The 23,602-nt window shown below is 73.9% G+C and carries 19 protein-coding genes; 9 read left to right on the top strand and 10 right to left on the bottom strand.

Annotated features, from left to right (window positions below):
- Nucleotides 1–5 precede the first annotated feature (5 nt).
- The 3 genes from AB0L25_RS01450 to AB0L25_RS01440 form a co-directional block, all read right to left on the bottom strand.
- Complete coding sequence (locus tag AB0L25_RS01450) at nt 6–911, bottom strand: SUKH-4 family immunity protein (protein WP_500167450.1); 906 nt, start codon at nt 909–911, stop codon at nt 6–8.
- A 62-nt stretch (nt 912–973) separates the two neighbouring features.
- Nucleotides 974–1,633, bottom strand: a complete 660-nt coding sequence (locus tag AB0L25_RS01445) for an SUKH-4 family immunity protein (RefSeq protein WP_500167448.1) — start codon at nt 1,631–1,633, stop codon at nt 974–976.
- Nucleotides 1,634–1,675: 42 nt separating this feature from the next.
- Nucleotides 1,676–2,299 carry a nucleic acid/nucleotide deaminase domain-containing protein gene (locus AB0L25_RS01440; protein WP_500167446.1) on the bottom strand — a complete coding sequence of 208 codons (624 nt, stop codon included), beginning with the start codon at nt 2,297–2,299 and terminating at the stop codon, nt 1,676–1,678.
- A 358-nt stretch (nt 2,300–2,657) separates the two neighbouring features.
- Between AB0L25_RS01440 and AB0L25_RS01435 the strand changes: the two genes are divergently transcribed.
- The 6 genes from AB0L25_RS01435 to AB0L25_RS01410 all read left to right on the top strand — a co-directional run bounded on the left by AB0L25_RS01435 (nt 2,658) and on the right by AB0L25_RS01410 (nt 9,895).
- Nucleotides 2,658–3,296 carry a TetR/AcrR family transcriptional regulator gene (locus AB0L25_RS01435; protein WP_500167444.1) on the top strand — a complete coding sequence of 213 codons (639 nt, stop codon included), beginning with the start codon at nt 2,658–2,660 and terminating at the stop codon, nt 3,294–3,296.
- Between the two features lie 169 nt (nt 3,297–3,465).
- Entirely contained in the window at nt 3,466–4,680 is a 1,215-nt protein-coding gene (locus tag AB0L25_RS01430; RefSeq protein ID WP_500167442.1) for a PucR family transcriptional regulator, read from the top strand.
- A gap of 31 nt (nt 4,681–4,711) precedes the next feature.
- Complete coding sequence (locus AB0L25_RS01425; RefSeq protein WP_500167440.1) at nt 4,712–5,320, top strand: TetR/AcrR family transcriptional regulator; 609 nt, start codon at nt 4,712–4,714, stop codon at nt 5,318–5,320.
- A 26-nt stretch (nt 5,321–5,346) separates the two neighbouring features.
- Nucleotides 5,347–6,675 carry an MFS transporter gene (locus tag AB0L25_RS01420; protein WP_500167439.1) on the top strand — a complete coding sequence of 443 codons (1,329 nt, stop codon included), beginning with the start codon at nt 5,347–5,349 and terminating at the stop codon, nt 6,673–6,675.
- Entirely contained in the window at nt 6,662–8,059 is a 1,398-nt protein-coding gene (locus AB0L25_RS01415; protein WP_500167437.1) for a pyridoxal phosphate-dependent decarboxylase family protein, read from the top strand. The genes AB0L25_RS01420 and AB0L25_RS01415 overlap by 14 nt, the downstream gene beginning before the upstream one ends.
- Nucleotides 8,060–8,179: 120 nt before the next feature.
- Nucleotides 8,180–9,895: a serine/threonine-protein kinase gene (locus AB0L25_RS01410; RefSeq protein WP_500167435.1), complete on the top strand. Its 1,716-nt coding sequence runs from the start codon at nt 8,180–8,182 to the stop codon at nt 9,893–9,895.
- Between the two features lie 3 nt (nt 9,896–9,898).
- Here the strand turns inward: AB0L25_RS01410 and AB0L25_RS01405 are convergent, their stop codons facing one another.
- A complete protein-coding gene (locus AB0L25_RS01405; RefSeq protein WP_500167433.1) occupies nt 9,899–12,505 on the bottom strand; it encodes a D-alanyl-D-alanine carboxypeptidase family protein in 2,607 nt (868 codons plus the stop codon).
- A 551-nt stretch (nt 12,506–13,056) separates the two neighbouring features.
- Between AB0L25_RS01405 and AB0L25_RS01400 the strand changes: the two genes are divergently transcribed.
- Nucleotides 13,057–13,476, top strand: coding sequence for a CBS domain-containing protein (locus AB0L25_RS01400; RefSeq protein WP_500167431.1), 420 nt, complete (start codon nt 13,057–13,059; stop codon nt 13,474–13,476).
- A gap of 58 nt (nt 13,477–13,534) precedes the next feature.
- Here AB0L25_RS01400 and AB0L25_RS01395 read toward each other — a convergent pair whose 3' ends face one another.
- Nucleotides 13,535–14,689 carry an aminotransferase class V-fold PLP-dependent enzyme gene (locus AB0L25_RS01395; protein WP_500167429.1) on the bottom strand — a complete coding sequence of 385 codons (1,155 nt, stop codon included), beginning with the start codon at nt 14,687–14,689 and terminating at the stop codon, nt 13,535–13,537.
- 127 nt (nt 14,690–14,816) lie between these two features.
- Between AB0L25_RS01395 and AB0L25_RS01390 the strand changes: the two genes are divergently transcribed.
- Entirely contained in the window at nt 14,817–16,703 is a 1,887-nt protein-coding gene (locus AB0L25_RS01390) for an ABC transporter ATP-binding protein (RefSeq protein WP_500167427.1), read from the top strand.
- Between the two features lie 82 nt (nt 16,704–16,785).
- On the opposite strand, the gene AB0L25_RS01385 is transcribed toward AB0L25_RS01390, so the two are convergent.
- From AB0L25_RS01385 to alr, 5 genes are all read right to left on the bottom strand, one after another.
- Nucleotides 16,786–18,114, bottom strand: coding sequence for a tetratricopeptide repeat protein (locus AB0L25_RS01385; RefSeq protein WP_500167425.1), 1,329 nt, complete (start codon nt 18,112–18,114; stop codon nt 16,786–16,788).
- Between the two features lie 157 nt (nt 18,115–18,271).
- Entirely contained in the window at nt 18,272–19,408 is a 1,137-nt protein-coding gene (locus tag AB0L25_RS01380) for a sensor histidine kinase (RefSeq protein ID WP_500167422.1), read from the bottom strand.
- Entirely contained in the window at nt 19,401–20,096 is a 696-nt protein-coding gene (locus tag AB0L25_RS01375; protein ID WP_500167420.1) for a response regulator transcription factor, read from the bottom strand. The genes AB0L25_RS01380 and AB0L25_RS01375 overlap by 8 nt, the downstream gene beginning before the upstream one ends.
- 51 nt (nt 20,097–20,147) lie before the next feature.
- Nucleotides 20,148–21,149, bottom strand: a complete 1,002-nt coding sequence (locus AB0L25_RS01370; RefSeq protein ID WP_500167418.1) for a D-alanine--D-alanine ligase family protein — start codon at nt 21,147–21,149, stop codon at nt 20,148–20,150.
- Between the two features lie 13 nt (nt 21,150–21,162).
- Nucleotides 21,163–22,296, bottom strand: a complete 1,134-nt coding sequence (gene alr, locus AB0L25_RS01365; protein ID WP_500167416.1) for an alanine racemase — start codon at nt 22,294–22,296, stop codon at nt 21,163–21,165.
- Nucleotides 22,297–22,429: 133 nt separating this feature from the next.
- Between alr and AB0L25_RS01360 the strand changes: the two genes are divergently transcribed.
- Nucleotides 22,430–23,578 (top strand): serine hydrolase domain-containing protein, encoded by a 1,149-nt coding sequence (locus tag AB0L25_RS01360; protein ID WP_500167414.1) that lies wholly within the window; start codon nt 22,430–22,432, stop codon nt 23,576–23,578.
- The last annotated feature ends 24 nt before the right edge of the window (nt 23,579–23,602 follow it).

Raw genomic sequence — 23,602 nt, 5'->3', positions numbered from 1 at the left:
AGCCTTCAGCGGTTCTGTGCGGCGGCGTGGTGCATGAGGGCCAGCAGCCCGGCCTCCCTGCTCGCGGCGGTGTCACCGTAGTCGAAGCCGTGGCTGCGGGCGGCGTTGGGAAACCGCTCCAGCAGCCGGGCGCAGTGGTTCCCCGGCAGGGAGCAGGGTTCGAGGTCGGTGTGGATCCGGGTGACCTGGGCGGGACGCACGCCCGCGGCGGCGAGCCGCGCCCACAGGACGCGCTCCGGGTGGGGCGCTCCCGGACGCGCCGTCTCCGTCTCGATGCGGGAGCCGCCGCGCCCGTCGTCGATCCGGAACGCCGCCGCGAACGGGAAGCTCAGCGCGTGCCGGATCGCTTCGAGCACGCGGGGCCACCACGCCTCGGCGTCCCGCAGCGCGGGGCCGTCGATCTCCAGGAGCCGTCCGCGGAGCCTCCGGAACACGGCGGCGGCGTCCTGCTCGCCGGGCGCGGCGATGACGGGCAGGTGCGCGTCCAGCTCCAGCAGCGACGCGGCGAACGCGGTCACGTCGGCGTTCACGTGCATGGGCGGCGCGGCCGGGACGGGGGCGGCCGGGACGGCGCCGTTCGGGGCGGCGCCGGGGCCGAGGGTGACGGCCCGCACGGCCCCGGTCGGCGTGACGCAGAGCTCGGCGCCGCGGTCGGTGCCGAGCCGGCACCACGAGAACTCGTCCGGGCCGACGTCCGGGAAGCCGACGGACGCGCCGTACTCGCCGAGCGGCAGCGGTTCGCCGGCCGTGGCGGTGAAGTACGGGCCGACCTGGACCGGCAGCCCCATGCCGACGAGCTCCCGCGCGGCCGGCTCGGGAAGCGCGAGGCCGTGCAGTTCCGCCGGGGCGAACCGCCGCAGCCCCTCGGGGCCGAAATGCGCGGCGAGCCGGCCGCCCATGTTCGCGTTCATCGTTTCTTCGCGTTCATCTCTTCGCGTTCATCGTCGCCTCGGGACCGGCCCGTGCGCGGGCGTCAATCCCATTCGCCGGCGGAGAGGTCGATGAACGCGCCCGTCCACGGACCGGCGAAGTCGCGGGGAAAGAGTTCTTCGTCCGGGTCGCCGATTTCGGTCGGCAGTTCATCGACGGTGAACGGCGTCGGATCGGCGTCCATGAGTTCGCGTGCCAGTTTCAACGCCGTTTCCAGGAGCGCCTGTTCCCCGTCCCGTTCGTCGTCGGGGTCGTCGTCGACCTGGTCCGCGTACTCCTGGCTGTAGTAATAGGTGTCCCGCTGGAGGGCGTACATGTAGTACGCGAGGGCGTCCACGCCGCTGTGCAGCGGCCGCGGGGGCTCGTCCCCGTCCGGGATGAAGGAGATCTCCCCGGTGGCGCCGTCGAGCGCCACGTCGCCGCCGAAGAAGCCGCCGAGCACGTACCACTGGTCGGCGTTGGCGGGGAGCGCCCAGGTCCAGTGCCCCTTCGCGGACCGGGCGGCGTGCCGCTCCGGCAGCGGCTCGAACAACGACAGGTTGAGGAAGCCGTTCTTGAGGTCGGTCGGGACACCGACCGCGGTGAGGAAGCGGCGGGTGCCCGCGTGCGCGACGCCCGCCGGAACCTCGCCGTCGTCGAACCGCCGGACGTCCTCCTCGCCGAATGCGTCGACGAGGGCGCTCGTCGTCAACTCCGGAACCATGCCCATCTCCTCGTGCCGCCCCCTGAGCCACGGAAGTCAAGCTCAGAAGAGCCCGTTTCGGTACGTCCTGTGGAAGCCGTTGGCCTGACTTCTGGTGGTGCCATTGATACCATAGTCGAACCGGTGTGAAACATCTGCGCCGGGGATGTGCATCTTCATCCATTGATCGCAATAGGACGCGGAATAGTCACATGGTGATCGTTCCGTGTAAACGGCTTTGATGTTCTTCGGGTCGATTCCCTGGTCCAGCAGGAAGTTGGCGCCCATTCTCTCGGAGTGGACGCCGTCGCTGCGGGTGACGAGGATCCGCTCCTGGCCGTCGGAGTCGATGTACCGGAGCGCGGCGAAGTTCCGGCCGCCGTCGTTGCCCAGTTGCCGGCGGGCGTCCTCGACGGCGTCCATCATCTCCCGATCCTCTTTTTTGAGGTTCGGGTCGTTGGGGTCGAGTTTGCGCGAGTTCACCGGTTCGCCGTCGGGGGGCACCCTGGACGGGCGATCGGTCCGCCATCGCTCCCGAGTCGGCTTGTCGATCTTCGTCGGGTCGAGATAGTTGACCCGGCCGTCCTTGTACTTGGTGACCCGGAACATCTTGCCGGCGGATTTGCCGAAAATGCCGCCGGCCTTCCCGGCGGCGCCGTTCGTGCCGTTGTTCTTCTTGTTCGTCACGGCCGAACCGGGTTTCCCCGACCGAACGGAGTACTGATCATCCCGGGCGCTCCCGTCGGTGGGTTCGGTGTGAACGCGGACGGCCTCCGGCGGAGGGGGCGGCCGCCCGGGCGCGCCCCGCGGACCCGGCGGGGGAAGACCCCGCGGACCGGAGCCGAGAGAGCCCGTGCGTACCGGCGAACCTCGCCTGTAGGGCGATTTCGGATGATAGCGAATATCGGCGACAAACAGAATTGCCGCTGGTAAGCGCGGGGACGGGCGCGGCGGCCCGTCCCGCCGCCTCCCGGACGGGAGGGCCGGTGATCGCGGCGGAACGTGATCTGCGGAACAATGGGGGCGATCTCGGCGAGGAGGCGTTGTGAGCGCGGATGTGCGGTTCACGGTCACGCGGACGCTGACCAAGGACCAGCAGGCGCGGCGGGAGCGGCTGATCGACGCCGCGTGGACCCTGGCGGTGGAGGGCGGCTACCCGGCCGTCACCATGCACGACGTCGCGGACCGCGCGGGCGTCGCGCGCGCCACCGTCTACCGCTACTTCGCCACCAAGGACCACCTGCTCACCGAGGTCGCCGCGACCTGGGCGCACCGGGTCACCGACGACATCGACGCGCTCGCGGTCGGCGACACCCCGGTCGAGCGGCTCACCGCGCTGCTCGAGCGGATCGTGCACGTCGCGGCCGACAACGTCACGCTGACGTCGGCGATCATCCAGGCGGTGACGGCGGACGACTCCAGCGTCGACGACTCCCGCAACGTCGTGTTCCTCTTCCTGCGCGACCGGCTGTCGGCGGCGATCGGCGATCCGGTGCCGCAGCGCGAGGACGTCGAGATCGTGCTCGGGCACGTGCTGCTCGCCGCGCTGGTCAGCGTCGCGTCGCTGCACCGCCCGGCGGACGAGGTCGCGGCGATCGTCCGCACGTCGGGACGGCTCGTGCTCGCGGGCGCCCTCGCCGGCGGGGAGCGGCCCGCCGAGGCGGACGGGACGGACGGCCAATAGCGCGCGCGGGCCGATCGGCGCGGCGGTACGGGGTTTCGCGGCCGGACCGATTGTCACTGAGGTGACAACCGTCGCGGCGCATTGCGTCGCCGATGGTGAAGCCCGTTCCGCGTGTGATCGGTAGCTTCCGGAGCGTCCCCTAGACACCGTGGGGGCGGGAGGTGGAACCGTGACCACGACCCTGGAGGAGCGCTCGCCGCTCAAGCCCTGGGTGGGCGTGCCCAGCGAGCTCTCCGAGATCTTCCGGCCGCACCTGGACGGCCTGGCCAAGGAGATGATCGAGGAGATCCTGGCCGGGATCCCCGAGTACTCCCGCCCGCAGGACGAGGAGTACGCGCGGCTCGTCCGGCTCGCGGTGGAGGGCGCGCTGCGCCAGTTCGTCGACCTGATCATGGACCCGAACAGCTCGTGGGAGCAGGTCGCGGCCGTCTACCGGGAGATCGGCTGGGCGGAGGCCCGGGAGGGGCGCAGCCTCGACATCCTGCAGACGTCGATGCGGCTCGGCGCGCGCGTCGCGTGGCGGCGGCTGGCGGCGGAGTCCGAGCAGTACAACATGTCGCGGCACACCCTCGCCAGCCTCGCCGAGGCGATCTTCGCGTTCCTGGACGAGATCGCCCGCGCGGCCACCGAGGGCTACACCAAGGCCCGCGAGCAGGAGGCCGGCGAGCTGGAGCACCGCCGCCGCCGGCTGCTCGACATGCTGCTGGCCGAACCGCCCGCGTCGCCCCAGGCGGTCGCCGACCTGGCGCGGCTCGCGCAGTGGCGGGTGCCGCGCACGGTCGCCGCGGTCGTCCTGTACGAGCGGGGGCGGCAGCCGTTCTCGCACCCGTCGCTGCCGCCGGACGTCCTGTCCGACGTGAACCGCCGCGAACCGTGCCTGCTGGTGCCCGACCCCGAGGGGCCGGGGCGGGGCCGGATGCTGGAGTCGGCGCTGCGCAACTGGGTGGCCGCGATGGGCCCGACGGTCCGCACCGAGGACGCCGCGAAGTCGCTGCGCTGGGCGCGGGAGGCGCTGCCGCTCGCGCGCCGCGGCATCCTGCCGTCCGACCGGCTGATCCGGTGCGCCGACCACATGCCGGCGCTGGTGGTGTTCAAGGACGAGGAGCTGGTGCGGGCCGTCGCGGACCTGCGGCTCGCGCCGCTGCGGTCCGTCCGGCCCCGGCACCGCGAGCGGCTGATGCGCACGCTGCTGTCGTGCCTGCAGAACGGGTTCAACGCGACCGAGGTCGCCACCCGCCTGCACGTCCACCCGCAGACCGTCCGGTACCGGCTGCACCAGCTCGAGGAGCTGTTCGGCGACCGGCTGTACGAGCCGGAGGCGCGGCTGGAGATGGAGATGGCGCTGACCGTCTGGCTCACCGACCCCTCTCCATCAAGCGATTGACCAAGGCGCGCCGGGGGTCTACGGTCGGCGCATGACCAGCGACTCCGGCCGGGAGCGCATCCTCGACGTCGCCACCCGGCTGTTCGCCGCGCACGGCTACGACGGCACCTCCACCCGGCTCATCGCCGAGACGGCCGGGCTCAACATCGCGACGGTCGCCTACCACGTCGGCGGCAAGCGCGACCTGTACCTGGCCGTCATGGAACGCGCCCACCAGACCGAACGCGCCGCCCTGGAGGCCGCCATCGCGGACCTCCCGGGCGGCGGCGGGGCGGGGGCGCTGCTCGCGCTCGTCGACCGGTACGTCGACTTCTGCGCGGCGAACCCGGCGATCCCGGCGCTGTGGATGCACCGCTGGCTGTCGGACGCCGCCGACGTCGCGCACCTCGAGAGCCTTTACGTCCGGCCGCTCATGGAGCTCGTCGCGGACGCCGTCCGCGCGTTCGTCGACGACGGCGTCGACGTCGAGTACGCCGTGTGGACGGTCATCTGGGCGACGCACGGGTTCGCGCGCGGCGGCGTCCTCGACGCGGACGGCCGCCGCCGCGGCATGGACGACCCCGCCGAACTCGCGCGGTTCCGCGCCCACCTGCACCGGCTCGTCACCGCCGCCCTGGGGCTCCCCGGCGGTTCGCGGTGAGCGCCCCGACGACGACGGCGACCTCGGTGCCGCTGACACGCGCGCGCCTGTTCGGCTATGGCGTCGGGTCGGTCGGCACGGGCGTGTTCTCGGCCGTCCCCGGGCTGCTCCTGCTCTACTACCTCACCGACGTGCTCGGCGTCGGCGCGGCCGTCGCGGGCGCGGTCCTCGTCCTGCCGAAGGCGTGGGACGTCCTGCTGAACCCCGTCGTGGGCGCCGCCAGCGACCGCGAGGCCGTCCGGACGGGGCGCCGCACCCGGCTGCTCACGGCCGGCGCGTGCACGCTGCCCGTCCTGTTCGCCGCGATGTTCGCCGTCCCGGTCGACTCGCCCGGCTTCGCCGCCGTCTGGGCGGGCCTCGCGTTCCTCCTCGCCGCGAGCGCCTTCGCCTGCTTCCAGGTCCCGTACGTCGCGCTGCCCGCCGAGATCTCCGCCGACCCCGCCGAACGCGGCCGCGCTATGGCGTGGCGCGTCGTCTGCCTCACCGTCGGCATCCTCATCGCGGGCGGCGTCGCCCCCGCCGTCACCGACGCCGCCGGCGGCGGCCGCGCCGGGCACGCGCTGATGGGCCTCGCCGTCGGCGCCGTCATGGCCGCCGCCCTGCTCGGCAGCGCCCGCGCCACCCGCTGGATCCCGTCCAGCCCCGGCCCGCACGCGCTCGGCCTGCGCGCCGCGCTCCGCACCGCCCGCGGCAACCGCCCGTTCTTCGCCCTGCTCACCGCGTACGTCCTGCACACCCTCGCGGTCGCGATCATGCTCGCGGGCGCCCCCTACGTCGCCACCTACCGGCTGGACGACTACGCCCTCACCTCCGCGATGTTCGTCTGCATGGTCGCGCCGAGCGCGTTCGCGGTGCCGATGTGGCGGGCGCTCGCGCGCCGGTACGGGGCCGTGCCCTGCTACGCCGCCGCACTCGCCGCGTTCGCCGTCCTCGTCGCCGTCCTGTTCCCGCTGATCGCCTCGACGGCCGCGGTACTCGCGCTCAGCGCCGCCGTCGGCGTCTGCTACGCGGCGACGCAGTTCCTTCCCCTCGCGCTGCTGCCCGAGACCGTCCACGCCGACGCCGGACGCACCGGGCACGCCCAGTCGGGCGCGTTCACCGGCCTGTGGACGGCCGCCGAGACCGGCGCGCTCGCCCTCGGCCCCGGCGTGTTCGCGCTGATCCTCGCCGCCTGCTCGTTCCGCTCGTCCGACTTCGACACCCCGGTCGTCCAGCCGGACGCCGCGCTGACCGGCCTCGCCGCCGGGTTCACGCTCGTCCCCGCCGCCCTGCTCCTGCTCAGCGTCCCGCCGCTGCTCGCCTACCGGCGGCTCGCCGCCGCCCACGCCCCGAGGAACCTCGATGACCCTGCCTGAGGACGGCCGCCCCGCCGCCGAACTGCTCGACCGGCTCGCCGCCCTCCGCGACGCCGACCTGCCCGTCCGCGGCGGCAAGGTCACCGCGTACGTCTACGACACCGGACGCGACGCCGTGCACGACCTCGCCGCCGCCGCCTACCGGGAGATGCTCGAGGTCAACTGCCTCGACCCCACGGCGTTCCCCAGCATCGTCGCCCTCGAACGCGACGTCGTCGGCGCCGTCGCCGACCGGCTCGGCGGCGGCACCGGCGTGTTCACCAGCGGCGGCACCGAGTCGATCATGCTCGCGGTGAAGGCCGCGCGCGACGCGCGTCCCGTCGCGGGACGGCCGCAGCTCGTCCTGCCCGTCACCGCGCACCCCGCCTTCCACAAGGCCGCGCACTACCTCGGCCTGGAGGCCGTGGCCGTCCCCGTGGACGACGGGTTCCGCGCCGACCCCGCGGCCGTCGCCGCCGCGATCACCCCGCGCACCGTCCTCGTCGTCGCGTCCGCGCCCTCCTACCCGCAGGGCGTCATGGACCCCGTCCCCGAGATCGCGGAGATCGCCGCGTCCGCCGGCGTCCTGTGCCACGTGGACGCCTGCGTCGGCGGCTGGGTCCTGCCGTGGCTGCGCGACACCGGACGGGACGTGCCGCCGTTCGACCTCTCCGTCCCGGGCGTCACCTCGCTGTCGTGCGACCTGCACAAGTACGGCTACGCGCCCAAGGGCGCGTCCGTCGTCCTGTTCGCCGACCCCGCCCTGCGCCGCCGCGCCTACTTCGCGTCCGCCGAATGGCCCGGCTACACGGTCATCAACTCCGGCGTCCAGTCGAGCAAGAGCGCGGGCCCGCTCGCCGCCGCCTGGGCCACCCTCCACGCCGTCGGCGCCGCCGGCTACCGCGACCTCGCCGCCCGCGCGATGGACGCCGCCGAACGCCTCGCCGCCGGGCTCCCCGACGGGCTGCGGGTGCTCGGCTCCCCGGTCGTCCCGCTCGTCGCCGTCGCCTCCACCGACCCCGCACTCGACGTGTTCGTCCTCGCCGACGAGGCCCGCGCCCGCGGCTGGTTCTTCCAGCCCCAGCTCTCCTACCGCGGCATCCCCGCCAACCTGCACTTCACGATCACCGGGGTGTCCGACACCGGCGCGCTCCTCGACGCCCTCGCCGCGTCCGCGAAGGCCGCCCGCGCCGCCGGGCCGCCGCCCGTCCCCGACGGGCTCGCCGCCGCGATCGCCGGCCTCGATCTCGACGCCCTCACCGACGCCGGGTTCGCCGAACTGCTCGCGTCCGTCGGCGCCGAGCCGTCCGGGGGGATGGCCGTCGTGAACGCCGTCCTCGACGCCCTGCCCCCGGACACCCGCGAGGCCCTGCTGATCAGGTACCTGTCGGCGCTGTACGCCTGACCCGGGCCGGACGGCCCTTCGGAAACCGGGCCAACCGGGCGATACCGCTGTGGCATCATGCGAGCGGGGAAAGCAGTTCCGTCGTGATCCGCCCTGCGCGCGGGGCATGGAAGGGTGTCCATGGCCGCATCTCCGCTCGGCGCCGACGACCCGGCCTCGATCGGGCCCTACCGGCTCGCCGGACGCCTCGGCGAGGGCGGCCAGGGAGTGGTGTACCTCGGCGAGGACGAGTCCGGGCAGCGCGTCGCCGTCAAGGTGCTCAAGACGTCCGACCCGGCGGCCCGCACCCGGTTCCTCCGCGAGATGGAGTCCGCCCGCCGCGTCGCCCCCTTCTGCACCGCGGCGGTGCTCGACTCGTCGACGCGCGGCGACCGGCCCTACGTCGTCAGCGAGTACATCGACGGCCCCTCCCTGGCGCAGCGCGTGCAGGAGGACGGCCCGCTGCACGGCGGCGCGCTCGTCCGGCTCGCCGTCAACACCGCCAGCGCGCTCGCCGCGATCCACTCCGCCGGGATCGTCCACCGCGACCTGAAACCGGCCAACGTGCTCCTCGGCCCGGACGGCCCCCGCGTCGTCGACTTCGGCATCGCGCGCGCCATCGACGCCGACACCAACACCCAGATGGTCGGCACCCCCGCCTACTTCGCGCCCGAATGGATCGACGGCCGCCCGCCGACCGAGCGGTCGGACGTCTTCGCCTGGGCGGGCACCGTCGTGTACGCGGCCACCGGGACGCCGCCGTTCGGGTCCGGGCCCTCCTTCGCCGCGCTGATGAACCGCATCGCCAACGAGGAGCCGCGGCTCGACGGGGTGCCCGCCGCGCTGCGCCCCGTCATCGGCCGCTGCCTCGCCAAGGACCCCGCGCGGCGGCCCACCGCACGCGAGCTGATCGACCTGCTCGTCAGCCCGGAGGGCGACGCCCGCCCACCGGCCGGGGACGTCCGCCCGCCGGCGGTGTTCGCCCACCCCTCCCCGCCGGCCGGTGCGCCGTCCGCGTCCGGTCCGGCACCGGGGCCGTCGTTCGCCGCGCCGCCCGTCCCGCCCACCGTCGAGCGGGGGCGGCAGGCGCCGCCGCGGCCCTGGCGGCACCCGGGCGTGCTCGCGTCCGGCGCCGCCGTCGCGGTCGCGGCGGCCGTCACGATCGCGTTCGCCGTCGTGATCGCCGTACAGGCCGCGGGCTCCGACGAGGGGAACGCGTCCGGAACGGGCTCCCAGACCGCCGCCTACGACAACCAGCAGCCGACCGACGCCTACGACAGCCCGCCGCAGTCCCGGACGCCCATCTACGAGACCGACTTCGTCCACGAGGCGACGCTCCCGGCGCGCAGCCGCTCCTGGACGCAGGACGAAGAGAACCGCTACATCCCGGGCGGCTACCAGTACGGCATCGCCGCCGGATCCGGATCGGCGGTGCAGGCGTCGCACGCGCCCCTCGCCGACATGCTGGTCACGACGCGGGTCGGCTTCCAGGGAGCCGCCCCGGGCGCCTCCCAGGTCGGCGTCACCTGCCGCAACGACGCCGACGCGTCCTCCACCATCGGCTACGGGTTCATGATGTCGCGCGACGGCAAGACGGAGATCGAACGGTACAGCGAGGAGACCCAGTCGCTCGGCTCCGCGCGCGTCAAACCGAAAGAACGCGCCCACCACGAACTCAAGGCGCTGTGCAAAACGGTCGAGGGCGGCCTCCGGCTCGTGTTCTGGGTGGACGGCGTGAAGACCCTCGACGTCGTGGACCCCGACCCCCTCCCCGCCGGGCTGTCCGGACTCACCGTCGAGACCGACGGCGCCGCCTTCGCCGCCCTCTTCACCCGCTTCTCCGTCCACCGCGCTTGACGGCTACCCCAGCCTGATCAGCCGGTCGACCAGCGCCGGACCGCCGTAGGCGTCCCCGAACCGCAACGGCACCCGCGCCGCGCCCGCCGTCAGCGTGCCCGTCTCCTCGCCCGCCGCCGCCTCCGCCGGCGGCTCGCCGTGGGCCGCGACGGCCACCGTCAGCCCCGGCCACCCGACGACCGTCACCGCGGACGCCGCCCGCACCGGCGTCGTCCCCCCGAGCCCGTCGTCGACCACCGCGACCCGCGCCCCCGCCTGCGCGAGCGTCGCCGACGTCAACGCGCCCTCGGCCGCCTGCACCAGCCCACCGGCCGCCGACACCGCACCCGCCGCACTCGCCGTCCGCTGCCCCATCACCGCACCGACGATCAGCGTCGAGACCCCCGCGACGTCCTTGCGCGCCGCGAACACGAAGTTGCCGCCCGCCGCGTCCGTGAACCCCGTCTTGCCCCCGACGACCCCGAACTGGCCGAGCAGGAAGTTCCCGCCCTCCCGCACGGGCCCGCCGTCCGCGGGCACGAACGTCCGCTTGTTCACGATCTCCGCGAAGGCCGGCATCGCCATCGCGGCCCGCAGCAGCTTCACCTGATCCGCCGCGGTGCTCACCGTCCCCGAGTCGTAGCCGCTGGGGTCGGTGTACGTCGTGTTCGTCATCCCCAGCTCACGAGCCGCCGCGTTCATCTTCGCCACGAACGCCTGCACGCTGCCCGCGTCCCACTTCGCCAGCTCGTGCGCCACATCGTTCGCGGAGATGATCATCAGTGCCTCGAGGGCCTTCCGCTGCGTCAGCCGCTGCCCCTGCGTGATCCCCAGCAGCGACTCGCCCCGCTGCCGACGCATCGGCATCTCCGCGACACCCTCCGGCGACACCGCCAGCGTGGGCCCCGGCTCCCCCGGCCGCAGCGGATGGTCCCGCAGGTACACGTACGCCGTCATCACCTTCGCGACGCTCGCCGTCGGCGCGGGCACCGCATTGCCGGACGCCCCCATCATCCCGAGGCCCTCGACGAACACCGCCGACTGCCCCGACCCCGGCCACGGCAATTGGGGCGCCGCCCCCGGGAACGTGTGCTCCGCCGCGATCGTCAGCCGCAGCTCCGGCTCCGGCACCGGCCGCACCAGCTGCGCCGTCACGACCGCCATCACCACCACGAGCACCGCGACCAGCACCCACGGCCACGCGCGCCGCCCCGACCGCTCGTCCTCCGGCGCCTCCGCGACCCGCGGCACGTCCTGCCGCGTCACGTCCCCGACCGGCTCGTACCCGACGAACCGGACGAGCCCGCCCTCGCCCTCGGACACCTCCCCGCGATACACCTCCGGCACCGCGGGCGACGCCACCGGCACGGGCAGATCCACGACCGTCCGCGTGGCCTCCGGCCCCGCCTCCCCGGGCCGCCGCGGCGGCGCCTCATACCGCGCGCCCGCCGCCCCACCCGACGCCTGCGCCACCCCACCGCGAGACTCGCCGCCGCCGCGTTCCCCGTCCTCGCCCGGTCGGCGTGGTGGGGCCTCGCGGCGCATGGCTGCCGCCTCGCCCGTCCGGTCACGGGTCGGCGCCGTCTCGCTGCGGCCGCTGGACGTGTCAAGGGTGCGCTGCTCGGCCGCGCCCGACCGTCGCGGCGGGTCCTCGTGCTCCGCGGCTGCCGGGTCGTTGCTGGGGCGGTTGTCTGCTGGTGCCGTTTCGTTGTGGCCGTTGGACGTGTCGGACGCTTCGGCGGCGCTCTTCGCGGCCTCGTCTGGTCGGTGCGGCGGGCCTCCGCGGCGTGCGGGGGCTGCGTCGTCGTTCGTCCGGTCGTGTTCTGGCGCCGTCTCGCTGTCGGCCTCGGACGCGCGCTGCTCGGCCGCCTCCGGCCGTACCGGTGGGGCCTCGCGTCTTGTCGGTGTCGTTTCGTTGTGGCCGTTGGACGTGTCGGACGTCTCGGCGGCCTCGGCGGCGTTCTTCGCGGCCTTGTCCGGTCGGCGCGGCGGGTCCTCGCGGCGTGCGGGGGCTGCCTCGTCGTCCGTCCGGTCGTGTTCTGGCGCCGTCTCGCTGCCGGGCTCGGACGCGCGCTGCCCGGCGGCGTCCGGCCGTACCGGCGGGTCCTCGCGCTCTGCGGGCGTCGTGCCGTCGGCGGGCTCGGACGTGTGTTGCTCGGGGTCGTCGGCCGCCTGTGGGGTGTCCTCGTCCTGCGCGGTCGTTTCGGACGGCTCGTCTGCGGCGGGTGGGGCCTCGTCGGCCGTCGCGTCGTCGGCGGGGTCGGTGTCGACCTCGGCTTGGGGTTCGGCTTCCTGCTCGTTGGGCTTCTCGGGGTCGTTCTTTGCCCGGGGCTCGGCGGTCGGCTCGGCGTCCGGTGCGTCCGCGTCGGGTTCGTCCTCGCGGTCGGCGGCCTCGGCCTCTTCGGGGTCGGTCGCCTCGGCGGCCTCGGCCTGGGCGTTCGCGTCGGGGTCGTCGTCGTCCGGTGGGGTGGGGAGGCGTTCGGCTCGGGTGGTCGCGGCCTCGGGGCGGCGGACGGGGATGTCCTCGCGGGTCTTCGTGACGTCCGGGACGCGGAACTCCGCCGTGGGCGTGCGGGCGGGCGCGCGGTCGGCCGGTTCGTCGGTCTTGGGCGCGTCCGGGGTCTCGGTCACGAGCCGCTCCTCCTTGAGTTGTGTTCCGGCGTGCGGGCGGAGCGGTCGATCGCCGATGCCCCCGTGTAGTCATGAGGATGCCCGGACGAGCCGGATGGTTCGGACGCGTTACGGATTAGTGATCGAGAACCGTGAACTCCTTTGCGGGGGTGCGGAGAGACGTCGTCGAGAGAGCCCCCGCACGGGAAGGCCGGCACACAGGTCATGGTCGCCGCGATGACCGCACCTCCAGCGGTTCCGATGGTCGATAGCGAGCTCATCGAGTCTTCGCTCTCCGACCCGGAATCGTTCGCTCTCCTCTTCGACCGCTGCTCCGCGATGCTCTACCGGTACGTGTCGCGGCGGCTCGGGCCGCAGGCGGCCGAGGACGTGGTGGGGGAGACGTTCCTGCGTGCCGGTGGTGGGGGCGCCGCACGATCCCGACCGGCCGGTCGCGGACGGGGAGCGGGCGGAGCGGCTGTTCGCGCAGCTCAGGACGGATGAGTGAGCCCGGCCCCTGCGGGTAGGGGCCGAATCGTCCCGGGATACCCGCGAGGTTCGAGGAGTAAGGGATGGCCAGGAAGATTCGCGACATTATGACCGGTTCGCCGACGTCGGTGTCGCCGGAGCTCGACATCGTCACCGTGGCCCGTGCGATGCGCGACGAGGACATCGGCGCCGTGCTGGTCGCCGAGGGCGACGACATGAAGGGCCTCGTCACCGACCGTGACCTGGTGGTCCGGGGGCTCGCCGCGGGCGGCGACCCGCGGGAGATGAAGATCGGCGGGCTGGCGAGCAGCGCCACCGCGACGATCGGCCCGGACGAATCGGTGGACAAGGCCGCGCAGATCATGCGGGAGCGGGCGGTCCGGCGGCTGCCCGTCGTCGAGGACGGCCGCCCGGTGGGCATCGTGTCCATCGGCGACCTGGCCGTGGAGAAGGACACGGACTCGGCGCTCGCCGACATCAGCGCGGCGCGTCCGAACACCTGAGACCGGGGAGTCGCACGCCCGGCGGGAGGCGGAAGGCCCCCGCCGGGCGCGTCCGCGTTCAGGGGAGGGCCGCGAGCAGGCGGTCGAGGTCCTCTTCGGTGTTGTAGTAGTGCACGGACGCCCGGACGGCGGCGGGGACGGCGGTGGGGTCGTAGCCGTGCGCGGCGGGGCTGGTGACGTTGACGTTGATCCCGCGGTCCCGGGCGGCGCGCTTGATCGCGTCCGGTTCGTGGCCGTCCACGGTGAAGGTCACGATCCCCGAGCGGTGCGTTCCGCGGTCCAGGACGGACGTGCCGGGGCGGGCGCCCAGCTCGCCGCGGAGCGTCGCGGCGAGCGCGACGACGCGCTTCTCGATCTCGGCGGTGCCGAGCGCGGCCGCGTAGTCGGCGGCGGCGGCGAGCCCGAGCTGACCGGCGACGAACCGTTCCCAGGTCTCGAAGCGGCGGGCGTCCGGGCGGGGCTCGTAGTCGGGGGCGCGCCACTCGGCGGCCTGGAGGTCCAGGAACGGGGGCTCCAGGGCGGCGACGATCTCCCGCCGGACGTACAGGAAGCCGGTGCCGCGGGGGCCGCGCAGGAACTTGCGGCCGGTCGCCGACAGCATGTCGCAGCCGATCTCGCGGACGTCCACGGCGAGCTGCCCCACCGACTGGCAGGCGTCCAGCAGGTAGAGGACGCCGTGCTCGCCGCACAGCCGCCCCACCTCGGCGGCCGGGTTGATCAGGCCGTTGTGGGTGGGGACGTGGTTGAGCGACACGAGCCGGACGCCGCCCTTCGCCAGTTCGGCTTCGAGGGCCTCCAGGGAGATCGCGCCGTCCGGGCCGTCCGGGACGACCTCGACGCGCGCGCCCTTCGCGGCGGCGACCTGCCGGTAGGCGATCGCGTTGCTGGAGTACTCGCCGGCGGTGGTGAGGATGCGGTCGCCCTCGGCGAACGGGATCGCGTAGAACGCCATGTCCCAGGCGCGGGTGGCGTTCTCCACGTAGGCGATCTCGTCCGCGCGCGCGCCGATGAGGCCCGCGATCGCGCCGTAGAAGCGCTCGATCGCGGCGGCCTCGCGTTCCGCGGCCTCGTAGCCGCCGATCGCGGCCTCCAGCGCGAGGTGGCCGGTCACCGCCTCGATCACCGGGCGCGGCGGCAGCGCCGCCCCGGCGTTGTTGAGGTGCGTCACCTCCGCGCATCCCGGTGTGTCGGCCCGCAGCCTCGCGACGTCCATGAACCGTCCCTCCGCGAATTGTCGGACCCCCGCGCGACACTGGGCGCGGCGGCCGAGCTTGACCTCAACCTTTCTTGAGGTCTGATGATGTTCCGCAACGGAGCATCTCAGACGACGGGGATATCGCATGGACATGGAAGTCACCGCGTGGATGTCGCTGCACCACGCGGCCAACGCCCAGGACCGCAGGCCCTTCAACCGGGCGACGCTGCGCCGCATCGCCGCGTTCGCCCGCCCCCACCGCCGCACCCTCACCGCGTTCCTGCTGCTCAGCGTGGTCCTCGCGGTCCTCGCGGTGGCGACGCCCGTGCTCGCCGGACGGGTCGTCGACGCGATCAACGACCGGGCGGGCACGTCCACCGTGGTGTGGCTCGCGGTGCTGATCGCCGTGCTCGCGATCGCCGAGGGCGGGCTCGGGCTCGCCAACCGGTGGCTGTCGGCCCGCATCGGCGAGGGCCTCATCCTCGACCTGCGCACCGCGGTGTTCGACCACGTCCAGCGGATGCCGGTCGCGTTCTTCACCCGCACCCGGACGGGCGCGCTGGTCAGCCGCCTCAACAACGACGTGATCGGCGCGCAGCGCGCGTTCAGCGACACCCTCTCGGGCGTCGTCAGCAACCTGGTGATGGTCGCGCTGACGTTCGGGGTGATGGTGGGCATCTCGTGGCAGATCACCCTGCTCGCGCTGGTGCTGCTGCCGCTGTTCCTGCTGCCCGCCCGCCGGATGGGCTCCCGCCTCGCCCGCCTGGAGCGCGAGGCCGTCGCGCACGACTCGGCGATGAGCACGCAGATGACCGAGCGGTTCTCCGCCCCCGGCGCCACTTTGATCAAGCTGTTCGGACGGCCGGCGCGGGAGTCCGAGGAGTTCGCCGCCCGGGCCCGCCGCGTCCGCGACATCGGCGTCCGCACCGCGATGGTGCAGCACGTGTTCATCACCGCGCTGACGATGGTGTCCGCGCTGGCGCTCGCGCTCGTCTACGGGCTGGGCGGCTACCTGTCGCTGCGCGGCAGCCTGGACGCCGGCGCCGTCGTCGCCCTCGCGCTGCTGCTGACCCGCCTGTACGCGCCGCTGACCGCCCTCGCCAGCGCCCGCGTCGAGGTGATGAGCGCGCTGGTCAGCTTCGAGCGGGTCTTCGAGGTGCTGGACCTGAAGCCGCTCGTCGCCGAGAAGCCCGACGCGCGGGACGTCCCCGACGGGCCCGCGTCGATCGAGTTCGACGACGTCCGGTTCTCCTACCCGTCGCCCGACAAGGTGTCCCTCGCCTCGCTGGAGGAGGTCGCCACCCTCGACACCCGCGGAGGCCAGGAGGTCCTGCACGGCATCTCGTTCACGGCCGAACCGGGGCAGACGGTCGCGCTCGTCGGCTCGTCCGGCGCCGGCAAGTCCACGATCGCGCAGCTCCTGCCGCGCCTGTACGACGTCGACTCGGGCGCCGTCCGGCTCGGCGGCGTCGACGTCCGCGACCTGTCGTTCGCCGCGATCCGCGCGACGCTCGGCATGGTCACCCAGGACGGGCACCTGTTCCACGAGTCGATCCGGGAGAACCTGCTGCTCGCCCGCCCCGAGGCCACCGAGGACGAACTGTGGGACGTCCTGCGCCGGTCCCGGCTCGACGCGCTGATCGAGGGCCTGCCGGACGGGCTCGACACGATCGTCGGCGAGCGCGGCTACCGGCTGTCGGGCGGCGAACGGCAGCGGCTCACCATCGCCCGGCTGCTGCTGGCCCGGCAGCGGGTCGTGATCCTCGACGAGGCCACCGCCCACCTGGACTCCACGTCCGAGGCCGCGGTGCAGGAGGCCCTCGCCGAGGCCCTGGACGGCCGCACCGCCGTGGTCATCGCGCACCGGCTGTCGACCGTCCGCGCCGCCGACCTGATCCTCGTGGTCGAGGACGGCACGATCGTCGAGCGCGGCACCCACGACGAGCTGCTCGCCGCCGGCGGCCGGTACGCCGACCTCTACCGCACCCAGTTCAGCGACGACGCCCCGCCGACCCTGGAGCCCGTCGCCTGACCCGGCCCGGTGGCGGACGGCCTGCGGAACGGGCGGTGGCGGGAAGCCCGCCACCGCCCGTTCCGGTCCGCGGCCGCGGCGGTCAGGCGGCCTTGCCGCGGGCGATGTGGACGTTCATGCCGGTGAAGTCGAGGGTGATGTTGTACGGCTTGTAGAAGCTGTGCGAGAAGTGGGCCAGCACGTCGAACCCGTAGTCGCCGGGCGAGCCCTCGCCCTGCTCCGCCCTCGCCCCCGCGGCCGCGAAGCCGCCGGTCCCGCCGCCCGTGTCCGCGTAGCAGTAGGCGTGCTCGGCGACGGCGTCCCCGAGACGGACCTCCTTCGGGTAGCAGGGGTGGCTCACGACCGGCTGCCCCCCGGCGAAAGCCTCCAGCGGACGATCGTGGTCGATGCGGACCTGCAACCGTCTGGCCGTCTCCGCGGACATGCCCGCGACCTGCTCGCCGATCCCGCCGATGTCGAGGGCCACCACCCGCGGTCCGGAGCCGGCGACACTGCCGATGCTGTGCACCAGGTGCTCACGGGCCAGCCACAGCGGCAGGGGCTTCGCGCCCGTCCGGGCGGCGGCGGCGCGCGCTTCGGGCGTCGGGCGGCGCAGGATCAGCGACCGGCCCGCGTAGTCGATGGTCGTCAGGAAGTGGTACAGGATCCACGTGCCGATGATGCCGTCGTTGGGCTGGGCGGGCGTGCCGTCGTCGTCCGACCACTGCACGGGGACGTTGCGCAGCTCGATGCCGCCCAGCTCGAAGGAGTCCAGCACCCCGAAGTACTGCCAGATCGTGCGGCCCGCGTACTCGATCTTCTGGCTGGTGACGGGGCTCAGCCCCGCTTCCTCGGCCGTCCCGGCGGAAACGCCCAGCCAGGGGACGCGGGTGTAGAACATGAAGCTCTTCGGCGGCCCGCCGTTGACCGACGCCTCCACCATCGGCGGGTCGAGCTGCAGCCACGGCACCCGGCCGATGTCGCCGTGGACCTGGTACGGCTCGCCGCGGACCGCCCCGAACCACCGGGCGTAGACGTCCTCGCCGGCGGCCTGCCAGCGCGGCACGGCGAGGGAGAACTCGTCCTGCCGGGTGTAGCAGTCGCCCAGCAACTGGTTGGTCTGCTTGTCGTCGGGGGCCAGTTCGAGGGCTCTCGTCAGGTACTTCTCGGCGTCGGGGAACTTGTTGCCGAGCAGCCCGACGTGGCCGCGCTGCCGTGCCGCGTGCACGTTCGTCGGGTCCGTTTTCAGGATCTCCTCGTAGGCGCGACCGGCCTGCTCGAACTTCCCGGCCCTGAACAGCGCGTCCGCGTCACCGGTGCCGGCTCGTGCTGCGGCCGTCCCGCCCAGCAGCGGTGCGGTCGCGGCGGCACCGGCCACCACGGCGGCGCCCCGGAGCAGCGAACGCCGGTCCCATTCTCGGCCATCGGCCACGGCGTCTCCTTCTCGTGATCGGCTTCCGAAGCCGGGGGCGCGACGCCCCCGGCACGGACCTCCGCGGTCCGTGCCTCCACTGAAGACGGGCGGCCGTTGCGGCGGCGTATGCGTTTTCCGATACGCCCGCGATACGTCCCGTCCCCGGCGTGACGTTCTATCGGGGGACGGCCGGGGGCGGTTGCGGTGCGCCGGGGAGGTGGACGGTGACGACGAGGCCGCCGGTGGGGCGGGCGGCGAGGGCGAGGGTCCCGTTGTGGGCTCGGACGATGCTGTGCACGATCGCCAGGCCCAGGCCGATGCCGGCGTGCTCGTCGGTGCGGGCGCGCCGGGTTCCGCGCTGGAAGGGCTCGGTGAGCGTCGGGATCAGGTCCGGCGGGATCGGGGGGCCCGTGTTCTCGACCCGCAGGACGCTCGCGTCGTGCCGGGACTCGGTGTGGACGGTGACGGTCCCGCCGGCGGGGAGGTTGTGGACGATGGCGTTCTGGACGAGGTTCGTCATCATCCGGAGCATGAGCTCGGCGGAACCGAGGACGTGCGTCGCCTCGCCGGTGACGTCGAGGGCGATGGCGCGCCGTTCGGCGAGGGGAAGCAGCGTTTCGGCGGTCTCTTCGGCGATGAGGGACAGGTCGACGGGCTCGCGGGTGAAGCTCTGCCGGTCGGCGCGGCTGAGCAGCAGGAGCGCCTCGGTGAGCTCGATCGCCCGGGTGTTGACGACCTGGAGGCGTTCGATGAGCTCCGTCTGGTCCCGGGTGGGGTCGTTGCGGGCGACGTCGAGGAGCGTCTGCGAGATCGCCAGCGGGGTGCGCAGTTCGTGGGAGGCGTTGGCGGCGAACCGCTGCTGTTCGGCGACGTGGGCTTCGAGCTGCCCGAGCATGGAGTCGAAGACGTCGGCGAGTCTGCGGAACTCGTCGCCCGGGCCGTCCATGCGGATCCGGTGGGACAGCGATCCGTCGGCGGCCATCCGCGCGGCGTCGGTGATCCGGGTGAGCGGCGCGAGCATCCGGCCCGCGAGGATCCACCCGCCGACGAGGCCGAACAGCAGGAGGAACGCCAGCGCCTGGGCCGCGCGGGGGGCGAAGGCGCGCTCGAGGTCGGAGCGGTTGGGGACGAACTGCGGGGCCGGTGCCCCGTGCCGTCCGCCCATCGGCCCGGTGAGCAGCGCGCCGTCGGGGACGTAGCGCAGCAGGAACACCCGGACCACGGCGAGGAGCAGGGCGCCGGCGAGGAGGAGGAACCCGGCATAGCTGAGGGTGAGTTTCAGCCGGACGCTGAGCCCCGGACGCCTATTCATCGGCGCCGCCGGGGCGCGCCGAGTCCCGTCCGGTGTCGATCCGGTAGCCGACCCCCGGCACCGTGGCGATCAGCCACGGTTCGCCGAGCCGCTTGCGCAGGGCGGAGACGGTGATGCGGACGGCGTTGGTGAACGGGTCGGCGTTCGCGTCCCAGGCCCGTTCGAGGAGTTCCTCTGCGGCGACGACACCGCCTTCGGCGGCGACGAGCACCTCGAGCACGGCGAACTGCTTGCGGGTGAGCGCGACGTAGCGCCCGTCGCGGAAGACCTCCCGGCGGAACGGGTCCACCCGCAGGCCCGCGATCTCGCGGACCGGGGGCCGCGCGTACGCGCGCCTGCGGTCCAGCGCCCGCAGCCGCATGACGAGCTCGCGGAGCTCGAACGGCTTCGTGAGGTAGTCGTCGGCGCCCAGCTCGAACCCGGACGCCTTGTCGTCGATCCGGTCGGCCGCGGTGAGCATCAGGATCGGGACGCCGCTGCCCGACGCGACGATCCGCCGGGCGATCTCGTCGCCGGAGGGGCCGGGGATGTCGCGGTCCAGGACCGCGAGGTCGTAGGAGTGGACGGCGAGCAGCTCAAGAGCGGTCTCGCCGTCGCCCGCGATGTCGGCGGCGATCGCCTCCAGCCGCAGACCGTCACGGACGGCTTCGGCCAGGTAGGGTTCGTCCTCCACGATCAGTACGCGCATGCCCGGAGACTAGGCGGCGCGGCATATCGCCGGCGTATGGAAACCGGCAGGTCACGGACTCACACGCTCGGGTACGGGGACGGGTACGGGGACGGGTACGGGGACGGCGGCGGCGTCGACCAGGCGTTCGACGAGCCGCGCGTAGGGCAGTCCCGCCGCGGCGAACATCCTCGGCACCTGCGACTCGGCCGTCATCCCGGGCATCGTGTTGACCTCGTTGAGGACCGGGCCGTCGGCGGTGAGGAAGAAGTCGACGCGGGCGACACCGGCGCAGCCGAGCGCGTCGAACATCCGCAGCGCCGCCTCGGTGAGGGCCGTCCGGTCCGCGGCGCCGAGGTCGGCGGGCACGCCGAACCGGGCCGAACCGTCGTACTTCGACCGGGTGTCGAACAGGCCGTCGGCGTGGATCTCCAGCGGCGGCGACGCCCACCGGCGGCCGTCGGCCTCCCGCAGGACGGCCACGTCGATCTCCCGGCCGGCGACGACGTCCTCGATCAGGATCCGGTCGTCCAAGCGCGCCGCACGGCGCAGCGCGTCCCGCAGCCCGGAGGCGTCGCGGGCCAGGGCGACACCGAAACTCGACCCGGCCGAAACCGGCTTCACCACCACATCGTTCTCGAACTCGACATCGGCGATCTGTCCCGCCGTGACGAGCCGGCCGGGGGCGGTGCGGATCCCGACGGCCTCGGCCACGAGCTTGGTCGCCCACTTGTCCATGCCGAGCGCTCCGGCGCGCACGCCCGAGCCGACCAGCGGCGTGTGCGCGAGGACGCACAGCGCCGCGAGCGTCCCGTCCTCACCGGACGGGCCGTGGACGGCGGGGAAGACGGCGTCGGCGCGTTCGATGGCGCGCAGCGCCGCCGCCAGCGAACCGGCGGCCCCCGCCCCGAGCGCGTCCGTCCCGCGCCGCCACGTCCCGTCGCGGCCGATGGTCAGCTCGTCGACGTCGGCCCCGCCGGACCGCAGCGCCTCCGCGACCGCCGCGGCGGTGGCGAGGGAGACGTCGTGCTCGGTGTTCTCGCCGCCGCCGATCACCACGATCCGCCGTGTCATGCGATCCTCCCCTTCACCCGATGCTCCGTTTCACGCGCGGCCCGATGCCGGTGACGATGGTGTGCGGGATGGTCCCGGCCCAGCGGGCCCAGTCGCCGACGGACGGGACGGCGCCCCCGTCCGGGCCGAACACCGTCGCGGACGTGCCGACGGGAAAGGACTCGGCGCCGGTGTCGATCACGATCTGGTCCATCGAGACCCGCCCGACGATCGGGAAACGTCGTCCGCGGATCTCGACCCCGGCCTGCGGCGAACGCTCCCGCGGGATCCCGTCGGCGTACCCGACGGGCAGGACGCTCAGGTTCGTGGCGCGGTCGGTGACGTACGCGCCGTCGTAACCGACCGGCGTGCCCGCCCGGACCGCCGCCGTGTGCACGACCGGCGCGGTCAGCCGGGACGCACCGTGCAGCCGCGTCGTCCCGGACGGATCGATGCCGACCAGTCCCGCGCCGACGCGGACCATGTCGAAATGCGTCGCCGGATCGGTCAACGCCCCCGACGTGGTCGCGAGATGGGCGAGCGGCGCCCCGAGCCCCGCCGCCCGGACCGCCCGCCGCGCCTCGCGCATCGCGGCCACCGCCGGCGCGTTCGCCGCGGGATCCGCCGCGTCGGCCAGCGGAAGGTGCCCCATCACACCGGTGACGCGGACCTTCCGATCCTGCCGACCGCGCCGAGCGAGCCCGATCAGTTCGTCCCACCGCCCGCGCGGGCAGCCGCCGCGGGCCATCCCGGTGTCCACGTGCAGATGGACCCGCACCGCCGGACCGGTCCGCGCGACGAGCGCGCCCAGCTCGTCCACCGACCCGACCGCGACATCGACCCCGGCGGCGGCCGCCGCGTCGGCGTCGATCCCGGAGGGGTGCAGCCAGGTGAGGATCGGCACCGCCAACCCGGCGGCGCGCAACACGGACGCCTCCGCGACGCTCGTCGTCCCGAGCCATCCGGCCCCGGCGGCGACGGCGGCCTCGGCCACCGTGACGGCGCCGTGCCCGTAACCGTCGGCCTTGACCACGGCCATGATCGTGCTCGGCGTCCGCGCGCGGATCCCGGCCACGTTCGCGGCCACCGCATCGGGCAGCGTCTGCAAGGTCGGCGGCAGGAAGGCCCCGCGCGTGCGGCGGACCGCCAGTGACGCGCTGTGATTCATGCGCCCACTGAACCCGGACGGGCGTTGCCGTGGCGTATGCGGTTTTCGATACGCGGGCGATACATCGACGGCGCGATGAGTTCGGCGCCGCCGGACGGTCTGTACACGCGAGGGCCAGGGGAGGAGCCGGGACATGCCGGACCGGATACGGAAGATGCTGGACGGGCACGTCGAGTCGGGGCTCGTGCCGGGCCTCGTCGCGCTCGTCCGGCGGGGCGGGGAGACGCGGGCGATCGTGCTCGGCTCGACGGCCGCGGACGGCGGCGTCCCGATGCGGCGGGACGCACTGTTCCGGATCGCGTCGCTCACCAAGCCGGTCGTCGCGGCGGCCGCGATGACCCTGGTCGAGGACGGCGCGCTGCGCCTCGACGACCCGGTGGACGGGCTGCTGCCCGAGCTGGGGGCGCCCCGCGTGCTGCGCCGTCCGGACGGGCCGCTGGACGACACCGTCCCGGCGGAACGCGCCATCACCCTCCGCGACCTGCTGACGTTCCGGCTCGGCACCGGCGCCGTGCTCGAACCGTCCCCGATCGGGACGGCCCTCGAAGAAGCGGGCGTCGCGCCGGGCCCGGACGTGTCCCCGCTGCCGCCCGACACGTGGACGAAGCGGCTCGCGGCGCTGCCGCTCGTCCACCAGCCGGGCACGCGGTGGATGTACCACACAGGCGCGGACGTGCTCGGCGTCCTGATCGCCCGCGCGACCGCCCGCCCGCTCGCGGACGTCCTGCACGAGCGGATCTTCGACCCGCTCGGCATGCACGACACCGGCTTCCACGTCGCCCCCCGCGACACGCACCGCCTCGTCACGTCCTACGCCCCGGACGAGGCCGGTCACCTCGTAGTCCGCGACGATCCCCGCGACCGCCCGCCGGGCTTCCCGTCCGGCGGCGGCGGGCTGGTCGCCACCGCCGACGACGTCCTCGCCTTCTTCGGGACGCTGCTCGATGGTGGCGGGCCGATCCTGTCCCGGGAGTCGGTCCGGCTGATGACGTCCGACCACCTCACCGCCGCGCAGCGGACGGCCGCCGAGCCGATGCTCACGACCGGCTGGGGTTTCGGCGTCGCGGTCGAGATCCGCGACGCCCCGCCGACGTCCCGTCCCGGACGGTTCGGCTGGATGGGCGGCCTCGGCACGACCGCCTTCGCCGACCCGTCCGCGGAACTGGCCGGTGTGCTGTTCACCCAGGTCGCGGTATGGACACCCGGAGTGGGCGACCTGATGGTCGAGTTCTGGAACCAGTGCGGCGACGACCTGGACCGCAAGGCCGACTCACCGCATTGACCTGCCGAATGGGTTCCCGAAATT

The organism is Spirillospora sp. NPDC052242, assembly GCF_040679555.1.
Lineage (GTDB): Bacteria > Actinomycetota > Actinomycetes > Streptosporangiales > Streptosporangiaceae > Spirillospora.
The sequence above is the reverse complement of the archived record's forward strand: the minus strand, read 5'-3'. Positions and strand labels throughout refer to the sequence as shown.

Coding starts and splice junctions, on each gene's coding strand:
- AB0L25_RS01450 (WP_500167450.1), bottom strand. CDS start 911: ATGAACGCGAACATGGGCGGCCGGCTCGCCGCGCATTTCGGCCCCGAG.
- AB0L25_RS01445 (WP_500167448.1), bottom strand. CDS start 1,633: ATGGTTCCGGAGTTGACGACGAGCGCCCTCGTCGACGCATTCGGCGAG.
- AB0L25_RS01425 (WP_500167440.1), top strand. CDS start 4,712: ATGACCAGCGACTCCGGCCGGGAGCGCATCCTCGACGTCGCCACCCGG.
- AB0L25_RS01415 (WP_500167437.1), top strand. CDS start 6,662: ATGACCCTGCCTGAGGACGGCCGCCCCGCCGCCGAACTGCTCGACCGG.
- AB0L25_RS01410 (WP_500167435.1), top strand. CDS start 8,180: ATGGCCGCATCTCCGCTCGGCGCCGACGACCCGGCCTCGATCGGGCCC.
- AB0L25_RS01400 (WP_500167431.1), top strand. CDS start 13,057: ATGGCCAGGAAGATTCGCGACATTATGACCGGTTCGCCGACGTCGGTG.
- AB0L25_RS01395 (WP_500167429.1), bottom strand. CDS start 14,689: ATGGACGTCGCGAGGCTGCGGGCCGACACACCGGGATGCGCGGAGGTG.
- AB0L25_RS01390 (WP_500167427.1), top strand. CDS start 14,817: ATGGACATGGAAGTCACCGCGTGGATGTCGCTGCACCACGCGGCCAAC.
- AB0L25_RS01380 (WP_500167422.1), bottom strand. CDS start 19,408: ATGAATAGGCGTCCGGGGCTCAGCGTCCGGCTGAAACTCACCCTCAGC.
- AB0L25_RS01375 (WP_500167420.1), bottom strand. CDS start 20,096: ATGCGCGTACTGATCGTGGAGGACGAACCCTACCTGGCCGAAGCCGTC.
- AB0L25_RS01370 (WP_500167418.1), bottom strand. CDS start 21,149: ATGACACGGCGGATCGTGGTGATCGGCGGCGGCGAGAACACCGAGCAC.
- alr (WP_500167416.1), bottom strand. CDS start 22,296: ATGAATCACAGCGCGTCACTGGCGGTCCGCCGCACGCGCGGGGCCTTC.
- AB0L25_RS01360 (WP_500167414.1), top strand. CDS start 22,430: ATGCCGGACCGGATACGGAAGATGCTGGACGGGCACGTCGAGTCGGGG.